This is a genomic window from Lelliottia sp. JS-SCA-14 (assembly GCF_035593345.1).
GTDB classification, from domain to species: domain Bacteria; phylum Pseudomonadota; class Gammaproteobacteria; order Enterobacterales; family Enterobacteriaceae; genus Enterobacter; species Enterobacter wanjuensis.
On the sequence record NZ_CP141606.1, the window covers coordinates 4,587,941 to 4,606,588 of the forward strand.

15 protein-coding genes are annotated in these 18,648 nt (G+C 56.6%); 9 read left to right on the forward strand and 6 right to left on the reverse strand.

The features are described from left to right. Positions 1 to 301: 301 nt before the first annotated feature. Positions 302 to 1,495 carry an NAD(P)/FAD-dependent oxidoreductase gene (locus U9O48_RS21505; protein ID WP_285146092.1) on the reverse strand — a complete coding sequence of 398 codons (1,194 nt, stop codon included), beginning with the start codon at positions 1,493 to 1,495 and terminating at the stop codon, positions 302 to 304. Positions 1,496 to 1,725: 230 nt separating this feature from the next. On the opposite strand from U9O48_RS21505, the gene pitA reads away from it, so the two are divergent. Further along, positions 1,726 to 3,225 (forward strand): inorganic phosphate transporter PitA, encoded by a 1,500-nt coding sequence (gene pitA / locus U9O48_RS21510; protein WP_282492865.1) that lies wholly within the window; start codon positions 1,726 to 1,728, stop codon positions 3,223 to 3,225. A 54-nt stretch (positions 3,226 to 3,279) separates the two neighbouring features. On the opposite strand, the gene uspB is transcribed toward pitA, so the two are convergent. Then, on the reverse strand, positions 3,280 to 3,615 hold the full coding sequence (gene uspB, locus U9O48_RS21515; protein ID WP_282492864.1) for a universal stress protein UspB: 336 nt from the start codon (positions 3,613 to 3,615) through the stop codon (positions 3,280 to 3,282). Between the two features lie 282 nt (positions 3,616 to 3,897). Here uspB and uspA point away from each other — a divergent pair, with 282 nt between their 5' ends. After that, the gene (gene uspA / locus U9O48_RS21520; protein WP_003861223.1) at positions 3,898 to 4,335 is read left to right on the forward strand and encodes a universal stress protein UspA; all 438 of its coding nucleotides are present in this window, start codon (positions 3,898 to 3,900) and stop codon (positions 4,333 to 4,335) included. An 86-nt stretch (positions 4,336 to 4,421) separates the two neighbouring features. Here the strand turns inward: uspA and rsmJ are convergent, their stop codons facing one another. Beyond that, positions 4,422 to 5,174, reverse strand: coding sequence for a 16S rRNA (guanine(1516)-N(2))-methyltransferase RsmJ (rsmJ, locus tag U9O48_RS21525; RefSeq protein WP_285149912.1), 753 nt, complete (start codon positions 5,172 to 5,174; stop codon positions 4,422 to 4,424). Positions 5,175 to 5,182: 8 nt separating this feature from the next. After that, a complete protein-coding gene (gene prlC / locus U9O48_RS21530) occupies positions 5,183 to 7,225 on the reverse strand; it encodes an oligopeptidase A (RefSeq protein WP_282492862.1) in 2,043 nt (680 codons plus the stop codon). Between the two features lie 214 nt (positions 7,226 to 7,439). On the opposite strand from prlC, the gene U9O48_RS21535 reads away from it, so the two are divergent. The 3 genes from U9O48_RS21535 to U9O48_RS21545 all read left to right on the forward strand — a co-directional run bounded on the left by U9O48_RS21535 (position 7,440) and on the right by U9O48_RS21545 (position 11,633). Beyond that, on the forward strand, positions 7,440 to 8,282 hold the full coding sequence (locus tag U9O48_RS21535) for a 23S rRNA (adenine(2030)-N(6))-methyltransferase RlmJ (RefSeq protein ID WP_285146089.1): 843 nt from the start codon (positions 7,440 to 7,442) through the stop codon (positions 8,280 to 8,282). Positions 8,283 to 8,352: 70 nt separating this feature from the next. Further along, entirely contained in the window at positions 8,353 to 9,705 is a 1,353-nt protein-coding gene (gorA, locus tag U9O48_RS21540; RefSeq protein ID WP_282492860.1) for a glutathione-disulfide reductase, read from the forward strand. Between the two features lie 278 nt (positions 9,706 to 9,983). Beyond that, positions 9,984 to 11,633 carry an alpha,alpha-trehalase gene (locus U9O48_RS21545; protein WP_285150149.1) on the forward strand — a complete coding sequence of 550 codons (1,650 nt, stop codon included), beginning with the start codon at positions 9,984 to 9,986 and terminating at the stop codon, positions 11,631 to 11,633. A gap of 192 nt (positions 11,634 to 11,825) precedes the next feature. Here U9O48_RS21545 and U9O48_RS21550 read toward each other — a convergent pair whose 3' ends face one another. Then, complete coding sequence (locus U9O48_RS21550) at positions 11,826 to 13,421, reverse strand: STY4199 family HEPN domain-containing protein (RefSeq protein ID WP_285146087.1); 1,596 nt, start codon at positions 13,419 to 13,421, stop codon at positions 11,826 to 11,828. A 147-nt stretch (positions 13,422 to 13,568) separates the two neighbouring features. On the opposite strand from U9O48_RS21550, the gene U9O48_RS21555 reads away from it, so the two are divergent. Next, positions 13,569 to 14,108, forward strand: a complete 540-nt coding sequence (locus U9O48_RS21555) for a GNAT family N-acetyltransferase (RefSeq protein ID WP_285150150.1) — start codon at positions 13,569 to 13,571, stop codon at positions 14,106 to 14,108. Positions 14,109 to 14,112: 4 nt separating this feature from the next. Here the strand turns inward: U9O48_RS21555 and U9O48_RS21560 are convergent, their stop codons facing one another. Continuing rightward, positions 14,113 to 14,871: an SDR family NAD(P)-dependent oxidoreductase gene (locus U9O48_RS21560; protein ID WP_285146085.1), complete on the reverse strand. Its 759-nt coding sequence runs from the start codon at positions 14,869 to 14,871 to the stop codon at positions 14,113 to 14,115. 119 nt (positions 14,872 to 14,990) lie between these two features. On the opposite strand from U9O48_RS21560, the gene U9O48_RS21565 reads away from it, so the two are divergent. From U9O48_RS21565 to U9O48_RS21575, 3 genes are all read left to right on the forward strand, one after another. Further along, positions 14,991 to 15,890, forward strand: coding sequence for a LysR family transcriptional regulator (locus U9O48_RS21565; RefSeq protein ID WP_282492854.1), 900 nt, complete (start codon positions 14,991 to 14,993; stop codon positions 15,888 to 15,890). 52 nt (positions 15,891 to 15,942) lie between these two features. Next, positions 15,943 to 16,968 carry an inner membrane protein YhjD gene (gene yhjD / locus U9O48_RS21570; RefSeq protein WP_282492853.1) on the forward strand — a complete coding sequence of 342 codons (1,026 nt, stop codon included), beginning with the start codon at positions 15,943 to 15,945 and terminating at the stop codon, positions 16,966 to 16,968. A gap of 274 nt (positions 16,969 to 17,242) precedes the next feature. Then, entirely contained in the window at positions 17,243 to 18,565 is a 1,323-nt protein-coding gene (locus U9O48_RS21575; RefSeq protein ID WP_285150152.1) for an MFS transporter, read from the forward strand. The last annotated feature ends 83 nt before the right edge of the window (positions 18,566 to 18,648 follow it).

Sequence of the window (18,648 nt, forward strand, 5' to 3'; positions counted from 1 at the left end):
TTATTCAAGGTAAACTTCAAAATAATAATCTCCCTCAACGAGCGACGCTTTGGAGTTGCTGATAATAGTGATACTACCGATAGTCGATTGCAATAATCACAATTAGGTTCGAATCCAGTATTGGACAACATTTAAAAATAGAAATAGTTTAATGAAAATATCATTTAGCCGGCGCTGCATCGATATTTCACCAGGTTTTACAGTTAGAAATTATTTAATTTGGCGTTGCATCACCATAGGTCAAAAAGGCTCTAACTCCTCCCTTAGAGCCTTTAAAAATGCGGGGCTGTAAGACTTCGATTTAGTCGCTCGCCAGCGCCTGCGCGCACGCCCAGGCACTTGCCCAGGCCCACTGGAAGTTATATCCGCCCAGCCAGCCCGTCACGTCCATCACTTCACCGATGAAATAGAGCCCCGGAACCTTGCGCGCTTCCATGGTGCGGGACGAGAGTTCATCCGTGTCCACGCCGCCGAGGGTCACTTCCGCCGTGCGATAGCCTTCGGTGCCGTTCGGCTGAACGCGCCAGTTGGTCAGCGTCTCGACCAGCGCCTGCTGATCGCGCACATTGAGCTGCTTGAGCGTGACGTCAGGAATTTGCCCCAGCAGTTGCAGGCACTCGATCAAACGTTTCGGCAGCTGCATCGCCAGGGTGTTTTTCAGGCTTTGATTCGGATGCGCGGCGCGCTGTTCGTCGAGGAACGCCGCCAGATCGCAGTCCGGCACCAGATTGACGGTGACGAATTCGCCTGGCTGCCAGTAGCTGGAGATTTGCAGCACGGCGGGGCCAGAGAGACCGCGATGGGTGAACAGCAGATTTTCGCGGAACAGGGTGCCGTCTTCAGCGGTAATGGTGGACGACACCGAGACGCCGGAGAGGGTCTGGAGCTGCTCCAGCAGCGGTTTGTGCAGAGTGAACGGCACCAGACCGGCGCGGGTCGGCAGCACCTTCAGGCCAAACTGCTCGGCGATTTTATAGCCGAATGGCGTCGCGCCCAGGCCCGGCATCGACAGCCCGCCGCTGGCGATCACCAGTTTGTCGGCGCTGACCGTGTCGCCGTTCAGCTCAAGCCGGTAGCCGCTGTCGTCGCGTGAGACGCTCAGCACTTCGGTGCGCAGGCGCGTGGTGACGCCGCCCTTCTCGCACTCGGCCACCAGCATGTCGACAATCTGCTGCGCGGAGTCATCACAGAAGAGCTGGCCGAGGGTTTTTTCATGCCAGGCGATGCCGTGTTTGCCGACCAGATCGATGAAATCCCACTGGGTGTAACGCGCCAGGGCAGATTTGCAAAAATGACGGTTTTGGCTCAAATAGGCCGCGGGTTCGACATATAAATTAGTAAAGTTGCAGCGACCCCCGCCAGACATCAGGATCTTGCGGCCGGGTTTCTTGCCATTATCCAGCAACAGAACGCGACGACCCGCCTGTCCGGCCATCGCCGCACAGAACATTCCCGCCGCACCGGCGCCAATTATGACGGCATCAAACCTTTCCACATCCAAATCCTCATGTTTAACAGGCGCGAATTGTAAAGTTTCCTCTGTGGTCACACCAGCGCAAAAAACTGATATGTCAGTCATATAATTGAAATATAAAATATATTTCTTTACCAGACGTAAACAATCCAGAAGGTATATCAAAAAAAAGCTATATTTCACTTTGCCCGTTGCGCATTTGTCCTGGATAATGCGCCGCGTTCATGTCCTCCAAAATGGCGTAACGTCCTATGCTACATTTGTTTGCTGGTCTGGATTTACATACCGGGCTTTTACTATTGCTTGCTCTGGCATTTGTGCTGTTTTACGAAGCTATCAATGGCTTCCACGACACTGCGAACGCAGTCGCAACGGTTATCTACACTCGCGCAATGCGATCGCAAGTTGCGGTTGTTATGGCGGCTGTCTTTAACTTCTTTGGTGTTCTACTTGGTGGCCTAAGCGTAGCCTATGCCATCGTTCACATGCTGCCTACAGACCTGCTTCTGAATATGAGTTCAGCGCACGGTCTCGCGATGGTATTTTCCATGCTGCTTGCTGCGATTATCTGGAACCTCGGTACCTGGTATTTCGGCCTGCCTGCATCCAGTTCTCACACGCTGATCGGCGCGATTATCGGTATCGGGTTAACCAACGCCCTGATGACCGGCACGTCTGTCGTTGACGCGCTGAACATCCCTAAAGTGATGGGGATCTTCGGCTCTCTGATTATCTCCCCTATCGTGGGCCTGGTCGTTGCAGGTGGATTGATTTTCATCCTGCGTCGTTACTGGAGCGGAACCAAAAAACGCGCCCGTATTCACCTGACTCCCGCAGAACGTGAAAAGAAAGATGGCAAGAAAAAGCCTCCGTTCTGGACGCGTATCGCTCTGATTCTTTCCGCTATCGGCGTCGCCTTCTCTCACGGCGCAAACGACGGTCAGAAAGGCATTGGCCTGGTCATGCTGGTCCTGATTGGTGTCGCTCCGGCAGGGTTCGTGGTCAACATGAACGCCACCGGATACGAAATCACCCGTACCCGTGATGCAGTAAACAACGTCGAAACGTACTTCCAGCAGCACCCTGAACTGCTGAAACGCGTGACCGGTGTTGATCAGCTGATTCCTTCTCCGGAACCGGGTGCGACCACCGCTCCGGGCGAGTTCCACTGCCACCCGGCAAACGCGATCAACGCGCTGGAACGTGCTAAAGGCATGCTGAGCGATATCGAAAGCTACGACAAACTGTCCGTTGAACAACGTGGTCAGCTGCGTCGCATCATGCTGTGCATCTCTGATGTGACCGATAAAGTCGCGAAGCAGCCAGATGTGAACAACGATGACCAGCGTCTGCTGAAGAAACTGAAAGGCGATATGCTCAATACTATTGAGTACGCGCCAATCTGGATCATCATGGCCGTTGCACTGGCACTGGGTATCGGGACAATGATTGGCTGGCGTCGTGTGGCGACCACCATCGGCGAGAAGATTGGTAAGAAAGGCATGACGTATGCGCAGGGTATGTCCGCGCAGATGACCGCTGCCGTTTCTATCGGTCTGGCGAGTTACACCGGTATGCCGGTTTCAACGACCCACGTTCTGTCATCTTCGGTTGCCGGTACGATGATTGTTGATGGCGGCGGTTTGCAGCGTAAAACCGTGACCAACATCCTGATGGCCTGGGTGTTCACCCTCCCGGCGTCGATTCTGCTTTCGGGCGGCCTGTACTGGCTGTCGCTGAAACTGATTTAATGCAGGATAAGCAATGAAAAAGCGGGTCAGGAAACTGACCCGCTTTTTTTTGGCTCAATGCCAGAGCGCTAACGCCACCATGCTCACCACCACCAGCCCGCACAGGGCGCTGGTCAGAATGAACTGGCGACGCAGACGCTCACAGCGACGGATAAACTCGTCGTCATGGTGATCGCGATAGCGCTGGGCGTAGATGTACCACACCAGACGCATCTGTTTGCTGGGCTGTCCATGCGACGTGAAGAAGCCTCCACCATCCACATACTGATAAAGCAACGGATCGCAACCTCGAAGTACCACTAATAGCGCACGTAACGATGAGAAATAGCGCGCCATATTCACTATGCAAACCACACATAACGCCCAAAACAATGCGACGGTGCTAATCATACTTCCTCCCCGGCGTCCGCCCACGAAGCGAGACTTCTGGACAACCGCACCCCAATGCCCTGACAGACAGATCAGTGAAAGAATGACGAAAGTCGATCGGGTTCACGTTTTAATATCCGAACGGCTCATTAAATAGTGTAGGAGATCCGTTAATTTTTTTGCCACAAGGTTAATCGTTATCAACACCAAAGCTTGAAAAATTTGTTGAACTGGGCCGTAATGAAGGCAGAAAGGCGACGGCTTACCTGATAGTCATCGATAACTTAAGGAAGGAGTAACACTATGGCTTACAAACACATTCTCATCGCGGTAGACCTCTCCCCGGAGAGCAAAGTGCTGGTTGATAAAGCGGTATCCATGGCACGCCCATACAACGCGAAAGTTTCTTTGATTCACGTTGATGTGAATTACTCCGATCTCTACACCGGTCTTATCGACGTTAACCTTGGCGATATGCAAAAACGCATCTCCGAAGAGACGCACCACGCGCTGTCTGAGCTCTCCACCAACGCCGGCTATCCGATTACTGAAACCTTAAGCGGTAGCGGCGACCTGGGCCAGGTACTGGTCGATGCGATTAAGAAATACGATATGGACCTCGTCGTTTGCGGTCATCACCAGGATTTCTGGAGCAAACTGATGTCTTCCGCGCGCCAGCTGATCAACACCGTCCACGTGGATATGTTGATTGTGCCGCTGCGTGATGAAGAAGACGAGTAAGTGTGAATTGTCGGGCGGCGCTAGCGCTTGCCCGGCCTACGATCAGGTTTTGTAGGCCCGGTAAGCGTTAGCGCCACCGGGCTTTGTTATTCCGGCGTCCCGGAATAAATATCAAACCGATGCCCTTTCGTCACCACGGCGTTGGTGGTCGCGACATCCGCCAGCGGCGGCGCATAGTCCGGGCGCTTCACCACTACGCGTTTGGTCGCCAGCAGGCGGGCCGGTTCGAGCAATCCATCCGCATCCAAATCAGGCCCCACCAGCGACTGAAACACCCGCATCTCTTTCTTCACCAGCGCACTCTTCTGCTTGTGCGGAAACATCGGATCGAGATAGACCACCTGCGGACGCGGCGTGATATCCGTCAGCGCCGTCAGGCTGGAGGCGTGCATCAGCTGTAACCGCTCCTGCAACCACGAGCCAATCTCCGGGTCGGCATACCCGCGCGCCAGACCGTCGTCGAGGAGAGCGGCGACCACCGGGTTACGTTCCAGCATCCGCACGCGACAGCCCACGGATGCCAGCACAAAAGCATCCCGCCCCAGGCCTGCCGTGGCATCTACCACGTCCGGGAGATAACTGCCCTTCACACCGACCGCTTTCGCCACCGCTTCACCGCGACCGCCGCCAAATTTGCGACGGTGCGCCATCGCCCCGCCGACAAAATCGACAAAAATCCCGCCAAGCTTGGGCTCATCGCTTTTGCGCAGTTCCAGATGTTCTGGCGTCATCACCAGCGCCATCAGATTTTCAGCATCGTGCTCCAGCCCCCAGCGGGCGGCAAGAACAGATAAGGCGCCGTCTCCGGCGCCTGTTTCATCCAGCAAACAAATTTTCACGAACGCGATTAGCCTTTGATTCCGTAATGTTCCAGCATCGCATCCAGCTGCGGCTCGCGGCCACGGAAGCGTTTGAACAGCTCCATTGGCTCTTCGGAACCGCCGCGCGTCAGGATGTTATCCAGGAACGACTGACCGGTATCGCGGTTGAATATCCCTTCCTCTTCGAAGCGAGAGAAGGCATCCGCTGCCAGCACGTCGGCCCACAGGTAGCTGTAGTAGCCCGCCGCGTAGCCGCCCGCAAAGATATGGCTGAAGGCGTGCGGGAAACGGCCCCACGATGGCCCAGGAATGAGCGCCACCTGCTTCTTAATCTCGCCCAGGGTTTCGAGGATTTTAGCCCCCTGCTCCGGGCTGAACTCCGCGTGCAGACGGAAGTCGAACAGGCCGAACTCCAACTGGCGCAGGATAAACATCGCCGCCTGGTAGTTTTTCGCCGCCAGCATTTTATCCAGCAGTTCTTTCGGCAGCGGTTCGCCGGTTTCATAGTGACCGGAGATAAACGCCAGCGCGTCCGGCTCCCAGCACCAGTTTTCCATAAACTGGCTCGGCAGCTCGACGGCATCCCACGGCACACCGCTGATGCCAGACACACCCGCCGCTTCGATACGGGTCAGCATATGGTGCAGACCGTGGCCGAATTCGTGGAACAGGGTGATCACTTCGTCGTGCGTGAACAGCGCTGGTTTGCCATTGACTGGACGGTTGAAGTTGCAGGTCAGGTAAGCGACCGGTTTTTGCAGCGAACCGTCGGCTTTACGCATCTGGCCGACGCAGTCGTCCATCCACGCCCCGCCGCGTTTGTTCTCACGCGCGTACAGGTCCAGATAGAAGCTGCCGCGCAGCTCGTTTTTCTCGTCGTACAGCTCGAAGAAACGCACTTCCGGATGCCAGACTTCCACATCGTGACGCTCTTTGGCGGTGATGCCGTAGATGCGTTTCACCACTTCGAACAGGCCGTTAACGGCTTTGCTTTCCGGGAAGTATGGGCGCAGCTGCTCGTCGCTGATGCTGTAGAGATGCTGTTTCTGTTTTTCGCTGTAGTAGGCGATGTCCCACGGCTGCAGGTCATCCACGCCACACTCCGCTTTGGCGAAGGCACGCAGCTGAGCCAGCTCTTTTTCGCCCTGCGGACGCGCGCGTTTGGCGAGGTCAGTTAAGAAATCGAGCACCTGCTGTGGGTTTTCCGCCATTTTGGTGGCGAGGGATTTTTCAGCGTAGCTGTCAAAGCCCAGCAGTTGCGCCAGCTCGTGACGCAGGGCGAGAATTTCCGCCATCACCGGGCTGTTGTCCCATTTACCGGCGTTCGGGCCCTGGTCAGAGGCGCGGGTGCTGTACGCGCGGTAGAGTTCTTCACGCAGCGCCTGGTTGTCGCAGTAGGTCATCACCGGCAGATAGCTCGGGATATCCAGCGTCAGGAGATAGCCTTCCTGCTCTTTCGCTTCGGCCTGCGCTTTGGCCGCAGCCAGCGCGCTTTCTGGCATGCCTGCCAGTTCGGCTTCGTCGGTGATGAGCTTCGACCAGCCCATGGTAGCGTCGAGGACGTTGTTGCTGTACTGGTTGCCAAGCTCGGACAAACGCGCGGCGATTTCACCGTAGCGCTGCTGTTTCTCTTTCGGCAGGCCGATGCCCGACAGTTCAAAATCACGCAGGGCGTTATCGACCGCTTTCTTCTGGGCGATATCCAGCTTCGCGTAGTTTTCGCCGTCGCGCAGATCGCGATACGCGTTGTACAGCCCTTCATGCTGACCGACCCAGGTGCTGTACTCAGAGAGCAGCGGCAGGGTTTGTTCGTAGGCTTCGCGCAGCTCCGGGCTGTTTTTCACCGAGTTCAGGTGGCTCACCGGCGAGAAAATACGGCCCAGCACGTCATCCACTTCCGCCAGACGCTGGCACAGATTGTCCCAGGTGTAAGGTGCGCCCTGCGCAACCACGCGCTCAACCGCCTCGCGACAGTTATCCAGCGACTGGGTCACAGCCGGGACAACGTGCTCAGGGAGGATTTTAGAAAACGGCGGCAACGAAAAAGGCGTGAGTAATGGGTTGGTCATAAGCGCTGTCCTGTTGAATAAGGTGAATGAAGCGCGCATCCGGCGCTGGGCATATTGTCTCTGTAATGGGGATAAGTGTAGTGAATTTCAATGCCAGGCGCAGCGCTTTCGCGGCGGCGGGGACTTTTCTGTATACTGTGCCAATACGCTCTTTTTTCGCCCGATGGCGCTTCGCTTATCGGGCCTACGATTCTCTACTGGAACACCTTTACCCATGCTCAGTTATCGCCACAGCTTCCACGCGGGCAACCACGCCGATGTCCTCAAACACACCGTTCAGAGTCTGATTATTGAATCTCTTAAAGAGAAAGATAAGCCGTTTCTCTATCTGGACACCCACGCGGGCGCGGGCCGCTATCAGCTCAGCAGCCAGCACGCGGAGCGTACCGGTGAATATCTGGAAGGTATCGCCCGCATCTGGCAGCAGGACGATCTTCCGGCTGAGCTGGAGCCGTACATCGGCGTGGTGAATCATTTCAACCGCAGCGGCCAGCTGCGCTACTACCCAGGCTCGCCGCTGATTGCGCGCCAGCTGCTGCGCGAGCACGACAGCCTCCAGCTGACCGAACTGCACCCGAGCGACTTCCCGCTGCTGCGCTCTGAGTTCCAGAAAGATAATCGCGCGCGCGTGGAAAAAGCCGACGGCTATCAGCAGCTGAAATCCAAACTGCCGCCGGTTTCCCGTCGCGGCCTGGTGCTGATCGACCCGCCGTACGAAATCAAAACTGACTATCAGGCGGTGGTTACCGGCATTAACGAAGGCTACAAACGCTTCGCCACCGGGACCTACGCCCTGTGGTATCCGGTGGTTCTGCGCGCGCAAATCAAACGCATGATCAAAGAGCTGGAAGCGACCGGCATCCGCAAAATCATGCAGATCGAGCTGGCGGTGCGTCCGGACAGCGATCAGCGCGGCATGACCGCCTCCGGGATGATCGTCATCAACCCGCCGTGGAAACTCGAAGCGCAGATGAACAACGTCCTGCCGTGGCTGCATAAAACCCTGGTGCCAAGTGGTCATGGCCACGCGACCGTCAGTTGGATCGTGCCAGAGTAATCGCAGTCATCGGTGGAACCTATGGATTCCAGGTATACAATCGCGGCAATCAACGATTAAGGAAGAAGTTATGACTAAGCATTATGACTACATCGCCATTGGCGGCGGCAGCGGCGGTATCGCCTCGATTAACCGTGCAGCCATGTATGGCCAGAAATGTGCGCTGATCGAAGCCAAAGAGCTGGGCGGCACCTGCGTGAACGTCGGTTGTGTACCGAAAAAAGTGATGTGGCACGCCGCGCAAATCCGTGAGGCGATCCATATGTACGGCCCGGACTACGGCTTCGATACCACCATCAATCACTTCGACTGGGACAAGCTGATTGCCAGCCGTACCGCCTACATTGACCGCATCCATACCTCGTATGACAACGTGCTGGGCAAAAATAACGTCGATGTGATCCGCGGCTTTGCGCGCTTCGTTGATGCGAAAACGATCGAAGTGAACGGCGAGACGATCACCGCCGATCATATCCTGATCGCCACCGGCGGCCGTCCAAGCCACCCGGACATTCCAGGCGTGGAGTACGGTATCGACTCCGACGGTTTCTTCGAACTGCCTGCCCTGCCAAAACGCGTGGCGGTAGTCGGTGCGGGTTATATCGCTGTCGAGCTGGCGGGTGTGATTAACGGCCTGGGCGCGGATGCGCACCTGTTTGTGCGTAAACACGCGCCGCTGCGCAGCTTTGATCCACTGATCGTCGAGACGCTGGTCGAAGTGATGAACGCCGAAGGGCCAAAACTGCACACCAACGCGGTACCAAAAGCGGTGGTGAAAAACGCCGACGGCAGCCTGACTCTGGAGCTGGAAGATGGCCGCAGCCAGACCGTCGATTGCCTGATCTGGGCGATTGGCCGCGAACCGGCTAACGACAACTTCAATCTCGCCGTCACCGGCGTGAAAACCAATGCAAAAGGCTACATCGAAGTCGATAAGTTCCAGAACACCAGTGTTCCAGGAATTTATGCGGTCGGTGATAACACCGGTGCGGTTGAGCTGACACCCGTTGCCGTTGCCGCAGGCCGTCGTCTGTCTGAACGTCTGTTCAACAACAAGCCGGACGAGCATCTGGATTACAGCAACATCCCGACCGTGGTCTTCAGCCACCCGCCAATCGGCACCGTCGGTTTAACCGAACCGCAGGCGCGCGAGCTGCATGGCGACGATCAGGTGAAAGTGTACAAATCGTCCTTCACGGCGATGTACACCGCAGTGACATCTCATCGCCAGCCGTGCCGCATGAAGCTGGTTTGCGTCGGCCCGGAAGAGAAAATCGTCGGGATCCACGGCATCGGCTTCGGCATGGATGAAATCCTGCAGGGCTTTGCGGTAGCGCTGAAAATGGGTGCGACCAAGAAAGACTTCGACAATACCGTGGCGATCCATCCGACGGCGGCGGAAGAGTTTGTGACGATGCGTTAATTCCCAATGCCCCTCTCCCGAGGGGCATTTTGTTTGACCATTCATAAATCGTTGCAAAACGAATGCTCCGAATTTCTCCAGCGCCTCTCTCGCTTACCCAGTCAAATAAAAAACGCAGAATCAAGCAGATACCACCCGTTTGCTCAAACCAGGCCAAACCACAAAACGTGATCTACCGCACACTTCGTCCTTCGCACACCGAAGCGAGTGTCTAAGCTTAGTAGATGCCCGGGAAACACCCGTATGTGTGACAACGCAAACCGGAGGTCCTAACCACCATGTTCAACCAGAAATTACACGCTGCAGATATCGTCGAGTTCGAGGTTGCGGAAGAGCTGCGCTACGAAACCGATCCCTGCGAGTTGAAACTGGATGAGATGATCGAGGCGGAACCGGAACCCGAAATGATTGAGGGGCTGCCCGCGTCTGACGCGCTCACCCCGGCCGATCGCTATCTTGAACTCTTCGAGCACGTCCAGTCGACGCGCCTGTTTGCCGACAGCAAAACCTTTCCCGACTGTGCGCCGAAGATGGACCCGCTCGACATCCTCATTCGCTATCGCAAGGTGCGACGCCACCGCGATTTCGACCTGAAACGTTTTGTCGAAAACCACTTCTGGATGCCGGAGTCGCTGACCACCGAATACGTCTCCGACCCGAGCCAGTCCCTCAAAGAGCACATTGATAATCTGTGGCCGGTGCTGACGCGCGAGCCGCAGGATCATATTCCGTGGTCGTCCCTGCTGGCGCTGCCGCAGGCCTATATCGTGCCTGGCGGGCGTTTCAGCGAGACTTACTACTGGGACTCCTATTTCACCATGCTGGGGCTGGCGGAGAGCGGGCGCAACGATCTGCTCAAGTGCATGGCCGACAATTTCGCGTGGATGATCGAGCGCTACGGGCACATCCCGAACGGGAACCGTACCTATTACCTCAGCCGCTCGCAGCCGCCGGTCTTTGCCCTGATGGTTGAGCTGTTTGAAGAGGACGGCGTGCGCGGGGCGAAGCGTTATCTCGACCATCTGTTGATGGAGTACGCTTTCTGGATGGACGGTGCCGAGTCGCTGGTGCTGAATCAGGCCTATCGCCACGTGGTGCGTATGCCGGACGGTTCGCTGCTCAACCGCTACTGGGACGACCGCGACACGCCGCGCGATGAGTCGTGGATTGAAGATGTGGAAACGGCCAAACACTCGGGCCGTCCGCCGAATGAAGTTTATCGGGATCTGCGCGCGGGCGCGGCGTCGGGCTGGGATTACTCCTCCCGCTGGCTGCGCGATGCCGGGCGTCTCGCCAGCATTCGCACCACCCAGTTTATCCCGATCGATTTGAACGCATTCCTGTTCAAGCTGGAAAGCGCTATCGCCAATATCTCCGGCGCAAAAGGCGATAAAGAGACCGAAACCACCTTCCGCCAGAAAGCCAACGACCGCCGCGCCGCCGTGAATCGCTTCCTGTGGGACGACGAAAACGGCTGTTACCGCGATTACGACTGGCGTCGTGAAGAGATGGGGCTGTTCTCCGCTGCCAGCATCGTGCCGCTGTACGTCGGGATGTCGACCCACGAACAGGCCGACCGTCTGGCCGACACGGTGAAAGCCCGTCTGCTGACGCCGGGCGGGATTCTCGCTACCGAGCACGAAACGGGCGAACAGTGGGACAAACCGAACGGCTGGGCGCCGCTGCAGTGGATGGCGATTCAGGGGTTCAAACAGTACGGCAATGACTCGCTGGGAGATGAGATCGCCTGGAGTTGGCTGCAAACGGTGAACCACTTCTATAAAACGCACCACAAGCTGATTGAGAAGTACCACATCGCCAGCGGCACGCCGCGCGAAGGCGGCGGGGGCGAGTATCCGTTGCAGGATGGTTTTGGCTGGACCAACGGCGTCGTGCGACGACTGATCGGGCTGTACGGAGAGCCTTAGCGGTTTCTGGCTTCGGTGCATAAAAAAGCCGGGTGGCGGCTTCGCCTTACCCGGCCTACAAAAGCTAATAACCCTAATCTGTAGGCCCGATAAGCGCAGCGCCATCGGGCAATTTCCAGCTCTGGTGCTTAAAAAAGCCGGGTGGCGGCTGCGCCTTACCCGGCCTACAAATGCAATGGAGTCAGGTGGAAATTAGCGAATCACATCATAAATATCGGTCTGAATTGTTTGCCATTTTTTCGTGCTCGCATCCGGCTGCGCCAGGGCGCGGCGCTTCGCCTGATCGGCTTCGTATTTCTGCCGCTGCACCACCGCGGGTACCGTACAGAACGCCTTCAGATATTGCTTGCGTATGGAGGTCAGCTGTTCGCCGTTCGCCATCGCATGACTCACGGTTGCAATAAAGCGACGACAGGGTTTCTGCTCGACCATTTGCAGGCGGTAGCGCATCAACACTTCCAGCACGTCATCGTATCCGGCTGACATCGCCTGCTCGGTCCAGGACATCTTCCAGTCCATTCCGCCCTTTAAAAACAGCAGCGTCGCGCGAGTATCATTGCGATCGATGGCCGAGCGGAAGTTATTCTCATCCCAGGTCACACCCATACGCGTCAGTTTTTCCCGCGAGGACGGGGCTTCGCGCATCTCTTGCGCCACCTGCGGCGGCTCAGGGTTGGGCGCGGCAGCCGCTGACGGCGGACTGCTGCCGAACACCAGCCAGACTCCGCCCGCAACAATCGCCAGCACCATCACCCCCACCGCACCCCACAGTGCGCCGGAGATCAGCTGGTCGCGCTGCTCGGGTGTGCGCGGCGCGCGCTGAGTTGGCTTTTCAATGCTGTCGCGAATTTCAAACAGATCGCCGCCGGTCTGACGGTCCATCTTCTGCGCATTTTCCCAGAAGTTATGCAGCTCGCTGGCGTCGACCGCCATCAGCCCGGTCGGGTTGATGCGCGTGCGCCCTTCTTCAAACGCCCGCTGGATCGGCCCGGCAATCTGGGCGTAGTAGTTATCCAGCAGCAAAAGTTGCGCCGAGCTCAGCGCCTGCTGCACGGTGAGCATATTGCGGATCTGGCGGATGTCATCGAGGAAGGTTTGCAGGGTTTTGCGCGGCTCCACCAGCAGCGTTAAATTCGAGCGGTCATTAAACAGCGACGAGTAGTAGCGGCTGAACTCTTTCTTATCCACCAGCATCTGCGCCATTTCGCTGAACATCATGCCGCTCAGCACGTCGTTTCGCTCGCTGTTTTTCAGCCAGCGGCGGACGCGGTCGGCATTGAAGAGAGTTTTGAGGTGATTATTAAGCCGCACCGGATCGGGCCACGCCTGCATGATCAAGGATTTAATCATCAGTTCGAGCGCGCGCACCTGCTTATGGGCCTGAAGTTGCAGGGATTCGTTGCCCGGCGCGAGATCGGTGTTATAGCCCAGCAAGGGCTGCTGCAGACGAAGATGTTCCAGCGCCGTGACGAAACGCACCGCGGCGATCAGCTGGTTTTGGCTGACATCCTGGCCGCTTTCATATTTCGGCACGCGCTGCTGCAACAGGCGTAATTGCAGCGTGAAGTCGGACATTTCGGCGTCATTGAGATTCAGCCGTTTCGCCACCGGTCCCCATCCGCCCAGCGCCAGTCGGGCCGTATCGAGCTGGTCGAGGAACCAGCGCGGGTCTTTCCCTTCAGAGACGTGCACATCCAGGAGCAGTAAGATCTCCACGGATGCATGACGAATAATGCCAATACAATGTTCAAACTGCTCGCCGATATGGTGCGATGTACCCGATGTCATCATTTTCCTTAAGTACTACAAAGCTAATTAAGCTGGCCTTAAAGGCAATTTTTTCTTTTATTTCTGTGCTGTTAAACCATAACTGAGATTATGGAGAAATAAAGTGACAGCTCTATAATCATTGAAAATAGTTATGGGAGAAAACGAATGCCGGTACTCACTACTTCACGCCTGACCTGCTCGCCTGTACAGGAACAGGACTGGCCGTTTTACCTGTCGCTGCAACAACACCCCGATGTGATGCGATTTATCGCCGATAAGCGGCCAATTGCCGTCATTCGGGAGGCATTCGAACCTCGTCTACAGCCGTGGGAACCCGGCAGCGCACATTGGCTGTGTCTGATTGTGCGTGATACCGCAAGCCTCACACCGCTGGGTGCTACCGGTTATATTCACAGAGAAAATGACTGCGCGGAAGTGGGCTTTATTTTCGCCGCAGAATCGCAGGGGAAAGGTTACGGATATGAGTCGTTACGCGCCGTGTGTGATTACGCGTTTAACGAGGGGGGAATTCGCCGTCTGACCGCCACGGTGACGGTGGGCAACGTCGCCTCCCGCGGCCTGCTGGAGAAAGCAGGCTTTGTGCTGGAAGGCGAGTTGCGGGAAAACTACTGGCTGGCGGATAGCTGGCATAACGACTGGATTTTCAGCCTGTTAAAGCATGAATTTCAGCCTGAAAGCCGTTAAGAAATTACAGGAACATCCCGCCTGACACTTCGATGCGCTGAGCATTCATCCACCCCAGTTCGTCGCTCAGCAGGGCCGCGATGGCGTCACCGATATCGTCCGGCAGTCCGACACGCCCAAGGGCCGTATTCGAGGCCACCATCTGATTAATCTGCGCATTATCGCGCACCCGTCCGCCGCCAAAATCGGTCTCAATCGCGCCCGGGGCGATGATATTGGCGGTGATTTTACGCGCGCCTAACTCTTTGGCCTGATAGCGAGTCAGCACTTCCATCGCCCCTTTCATCGCCGCGTAGGTACTGGAACCCGGCTGGGCAAAACGCGCCAGTCCGCTGGAGACGTTGAGGATGCGTCCGCCGTCTTTGATCAGCGGCAGCAGGCGCTGGGTCAGGAAGAACGGGCCTTTGAAATGGACGTTCATCGCGTCGTCAAACTGCGCTTCGCTGGTCTCCGCAAAGGGCGCGTATAAACCCGTTCCAGCGTTGTTCAATAAATAATCGAAGGTGTCACGCTGCCAGACATGTTTAAGCTGGGAGAGCACTTCAGCGGCAAAACGTTCGAAGGCTGAGGTATCCCCGACGTTCAGCTGCAATGCCACCGCTTTCACCCCTTTTAATTCAATTTCGCGCACCACTTCCTGCGCTTCTTTCTGGCTGCTGTTGTAGGTCAGGATGATGTGGGTTCCCTTCGCCGCCAGCTTCAGCGCTGCGTTTTTACCTAAGCCGCGGCTGCCACCTGTCACTAATGCAATACGTTCACTCATGATAAACCTCGTTTCGTTTGATATGGCGATTGAGTAAGAGCTTATTAGGTGATAGAAAATCAATAAAGATGGCAGAAAACGCTTCACTGTTTCACTGACAACAATAATGAGCGCAGCCTATGGATAAAATTCACGCAATGCAGCTCTTCATCCGCGTGGCGGAAATGGAGAGTTTTTCTCGCGCCGCGGACACGTCAGGACTTCCTAAAGGTAGCGTATCGCGCCAGATTCAGGCGCTGGAAAACCTGCTCGGCACCCAGCTGTTACACCGCACGACGCGCCGCGTCAGCCTCACGCAGGACGGGATGGTTTACTACGAGCGGGCAAAAGATCTGCTGGCCAACCTCGACGAACTGGACGGTCTTTTCCAGCACGACCCCACCAGCATCAGCGGGCGCTTGCGCGTCGATATGCCCGTTGGCGTTGCGCGAAATTTAGTCATCCCGAAACTGCCCGCCTTTTTGCAGCAGTACCCTGGTATTGAGCTGGAACTGAGCAGCAGCGACCGGATGGTCGATGTGATACGCGAAGGGTTCGACTGCGTGGTGCGCGTCGGCACGCTGAAGGATTCGGGGTTAATCGCCCGCTCGCTCGGCAAACTGTCGATCATTAACTGCGCCAGCCCCGACTATCTGGCGCGTTTTGGCTACCCGGAGAATCTGGACGATCTGGCCTCTCACGCGGTGATTCACTACGCCCTGAACCTGGGCACGCGTCCGCAGGGGTTCGAGTTTTATAACGGCGATAGCACTCAGTGGGTGAAAACCGGCGGCATTTTGACAGTCAACAGCACCGAGACCTATCACGCGGCGTGTCTGGCCGGTCTGGGCATTATTCAGGTTCCGCGCGTGGGCGTGCGTGAGGCGATCAAGGCCAAAAAAATGGTCGAGATCCTGCCGCAATACCGTGCAGAACCGATGCCGGTTTCCCTGATCTACCCGCATCGGCGTAACCTCTCGCGCCGCGTTCATCTGTTCATGGAGTGGCTAACAACGATAATGAAAGCCTACGTTGACTAGTCGCAGTCTATAATTCAGTAAATTCCCGCCAAACGAAAAAAGGAAAATGCGCGTGACGCCGGAAAACAACCCGCAACGACCCACCCAGGAACTGGAGTACGACCCCATCAAGAAGATGGAAGCAGAGCCGGAAAAAAATCCCTCATCCAGCAAGGCCACCAAAGCGCTGGAAACCGTCACCGGAACGGCGCAGAAGATTCAGCGCCGCCCGATGATTGCGCACCTGATCCGCGCCGCAGAACGCTTTAACGACCGTATGGGCAACCAGTTTGGAGCGGCCATCACCTACTTCTCCTTCCTGTCGATGATCCCGATTATGATGGTGTCCTTTGCCGCGGCGGGTTTTGTCCTCGCCTCGCACCCGACGCTGTTACAGGACATTTTCAACAAGATCCTGATTAACGTCAGCGACCCGACGCTGGCCGCCACCCTGAAAAGCACCATCAACACCGCCGTGCAGCAGCGTACCACCGTGGGGATTGTTGGGCTGTTGATCGCCCTTTATTCCGGGATCAACTGGATGGGGAACCTGCGCGAGGCGATTCGTGCCCAGTCGCGCGACGTCTGGGAGCGCACGCCGCAGGACCAGGAGAAAATCTGGATTAAGTATTTCCGCGACTTCGTATCGCTGATTGGCCTGCTGGTCGCCCTGGTCGTGACGCTGTCGATCACCTCCGTTGCCGGCTCTGCGCAGCAGATGATCATCTCGGCGCTGTATCTGGACTACATCGAGTGGCTGAAACCCGCCTGGCGGCTGATTGGTCTGGCGATTTCAATCTTCGCCAACTATCTGCTGTTCTTTTGGATTTTCTGGCGTTTACCGCGACACCGTCCGCGCAAGAAAGCGCTGATCCGCGGGACCTTCATCGCTGCCATCGGCTTTGAAGTGATTAAGATCGTGATGACCTACACCCTGCCGTCGCTGGTCAAATCCCCGTCCGGCGCGGCGTTTGGCTCGGTGCTAGGCCTGATGGCGTTCTTCTACTTCTTCGCCCGCCTGACGCTGTTCTGCGCCGCCTGGATCGCCACCGCCGAGTACAAAGACGACCCGCGCATGCCGGGCAAAACCCACCGCTAAACCCCTTATCGGGCTGAATAAGAATGCAAAATTTCAGCCCGATTCGGCATTTCAGCATATAAATCCAGCCTGTAACTTTTATTTAACCAAAAACCAGTTTTATCGACTGATATTTAAATTCTGTGAAGCATTTCATGGAAGGGTTTTCGTCAGGCTGAAGATTATCCGCTTTTTGCTGCTTTTCTCGCCGCTTCGCGCCCCTGTTACAGATTGAAATGTCGCTTTTGCTATGCGTAATATGGCCTTTCGTCAGACCAAACAATAAGAAAATTTTATGCAAGCCACCGCCACAACTCTCGATTCAGAACCGGAAAGCACGCCGGTCAACTCGCGTAATAAAGTCGTCGTTGCCTCACTGATTGGCACCGCCATCGAATTCTTCGATTTCTATATTTACGCCACCGCCGCGGTCATCGTCTTTCCGCATATCTTCTTCCCGCAGGGCGATCCGACGGCGGCAACGCTTCAGTCGCTGGCCACCTTCGCCATCGCCTTTATTGCCCGTCCGATTGGTTCGGCGGTGTTCGGCCACTTTGGCGACCGCGTCGGGCGCAAAGTCACTCTGGTGGCCTCGCTGCTGACGATGGGGATTTCTACCGTGGCGATCGGCCTGCTGCCGACTTACGAAACCATTGGTATTCTGGCGCCGGTCCTGCTGGCATTGGCGCGTTTTGGTCAGGGCCTGGGCCTTGGCGGTGAATGGGGCGGCGCGGCGCTGCTGGCGACAGAGAATGCGCCACCGCGTAAACGCGCGCTGTACGGCTCTTTCCCGCAGCTGGGCGCGCCGATTGGCTTCTTCTTTGCCAACGGCACCTTCCTGCTGCTCTCCTGGCTCCTGACCGATGAGCAGTTCATGAGCTGGGGCTGGCGCATTCCGTTTATCTTCTCGGCGGTGCTGGTACTGATCGGCCTGTATGTCCGCGTTTCCCTGCATGAAACGCCGGTGTTCGCCAAAGTGGCGGCGGCGAAGAAGCAGGTGAAAATCCCGCTCGGCACGCTGCTGACCAAACATCTTCGCGTGACCGTGCTGGGCACCTTCATCATGCTGGCGACCTACACGCTGTTTTATATTATGACGGTCTACTCCATGACCTTCAGCACCGCCGCCGCGCCTGTGGGGCTGGGTCTGCCGCGTAACGAAGTGCTGTGGATGCTGATGATGGCGGTGATCGGGTTTGGCGTGATGGTGCCGATTGCCGGGCTGCTGGCCGACCGATTTGGCCGTCGCTCGAGCATGATCGTGATTACGTCGCTGATTATTCTGTTCGCGCTGTTCGTCTTCCCGCCGCTGTTGGGTTCCGGCAGTCCGGCGCTGGTGATGGCTTACTTACTGATTGGTTTGAGCCTGATGGGGCTGACCTTTGGCCCGATGGGGGCGCTGCTACCGGAGCTGTTCCCGACGGAAGTGCGTTATACCGGGGCGTCGTTCTCCTATAACGTATCGTCGATTCTGGGTGCGTCTGTGGCACCGTATATCGCCACCTGGTTACAGGCGAATTATGGTCTGTTCTACGTGGGTGTGTATCTGGCGGCGATGGCAGGGTTGACGCTGATTGCGTTGTTGTTGACGCATGAGACGAAGCATCAAGCGTTGTGATGGGTTTTGCCGGGTGGCGGCTTCGCCTTACCCGGCCTACGATTGGGGTTGGTTTTAGGTTTTGTAGGCCCGGTAAGCGAAGC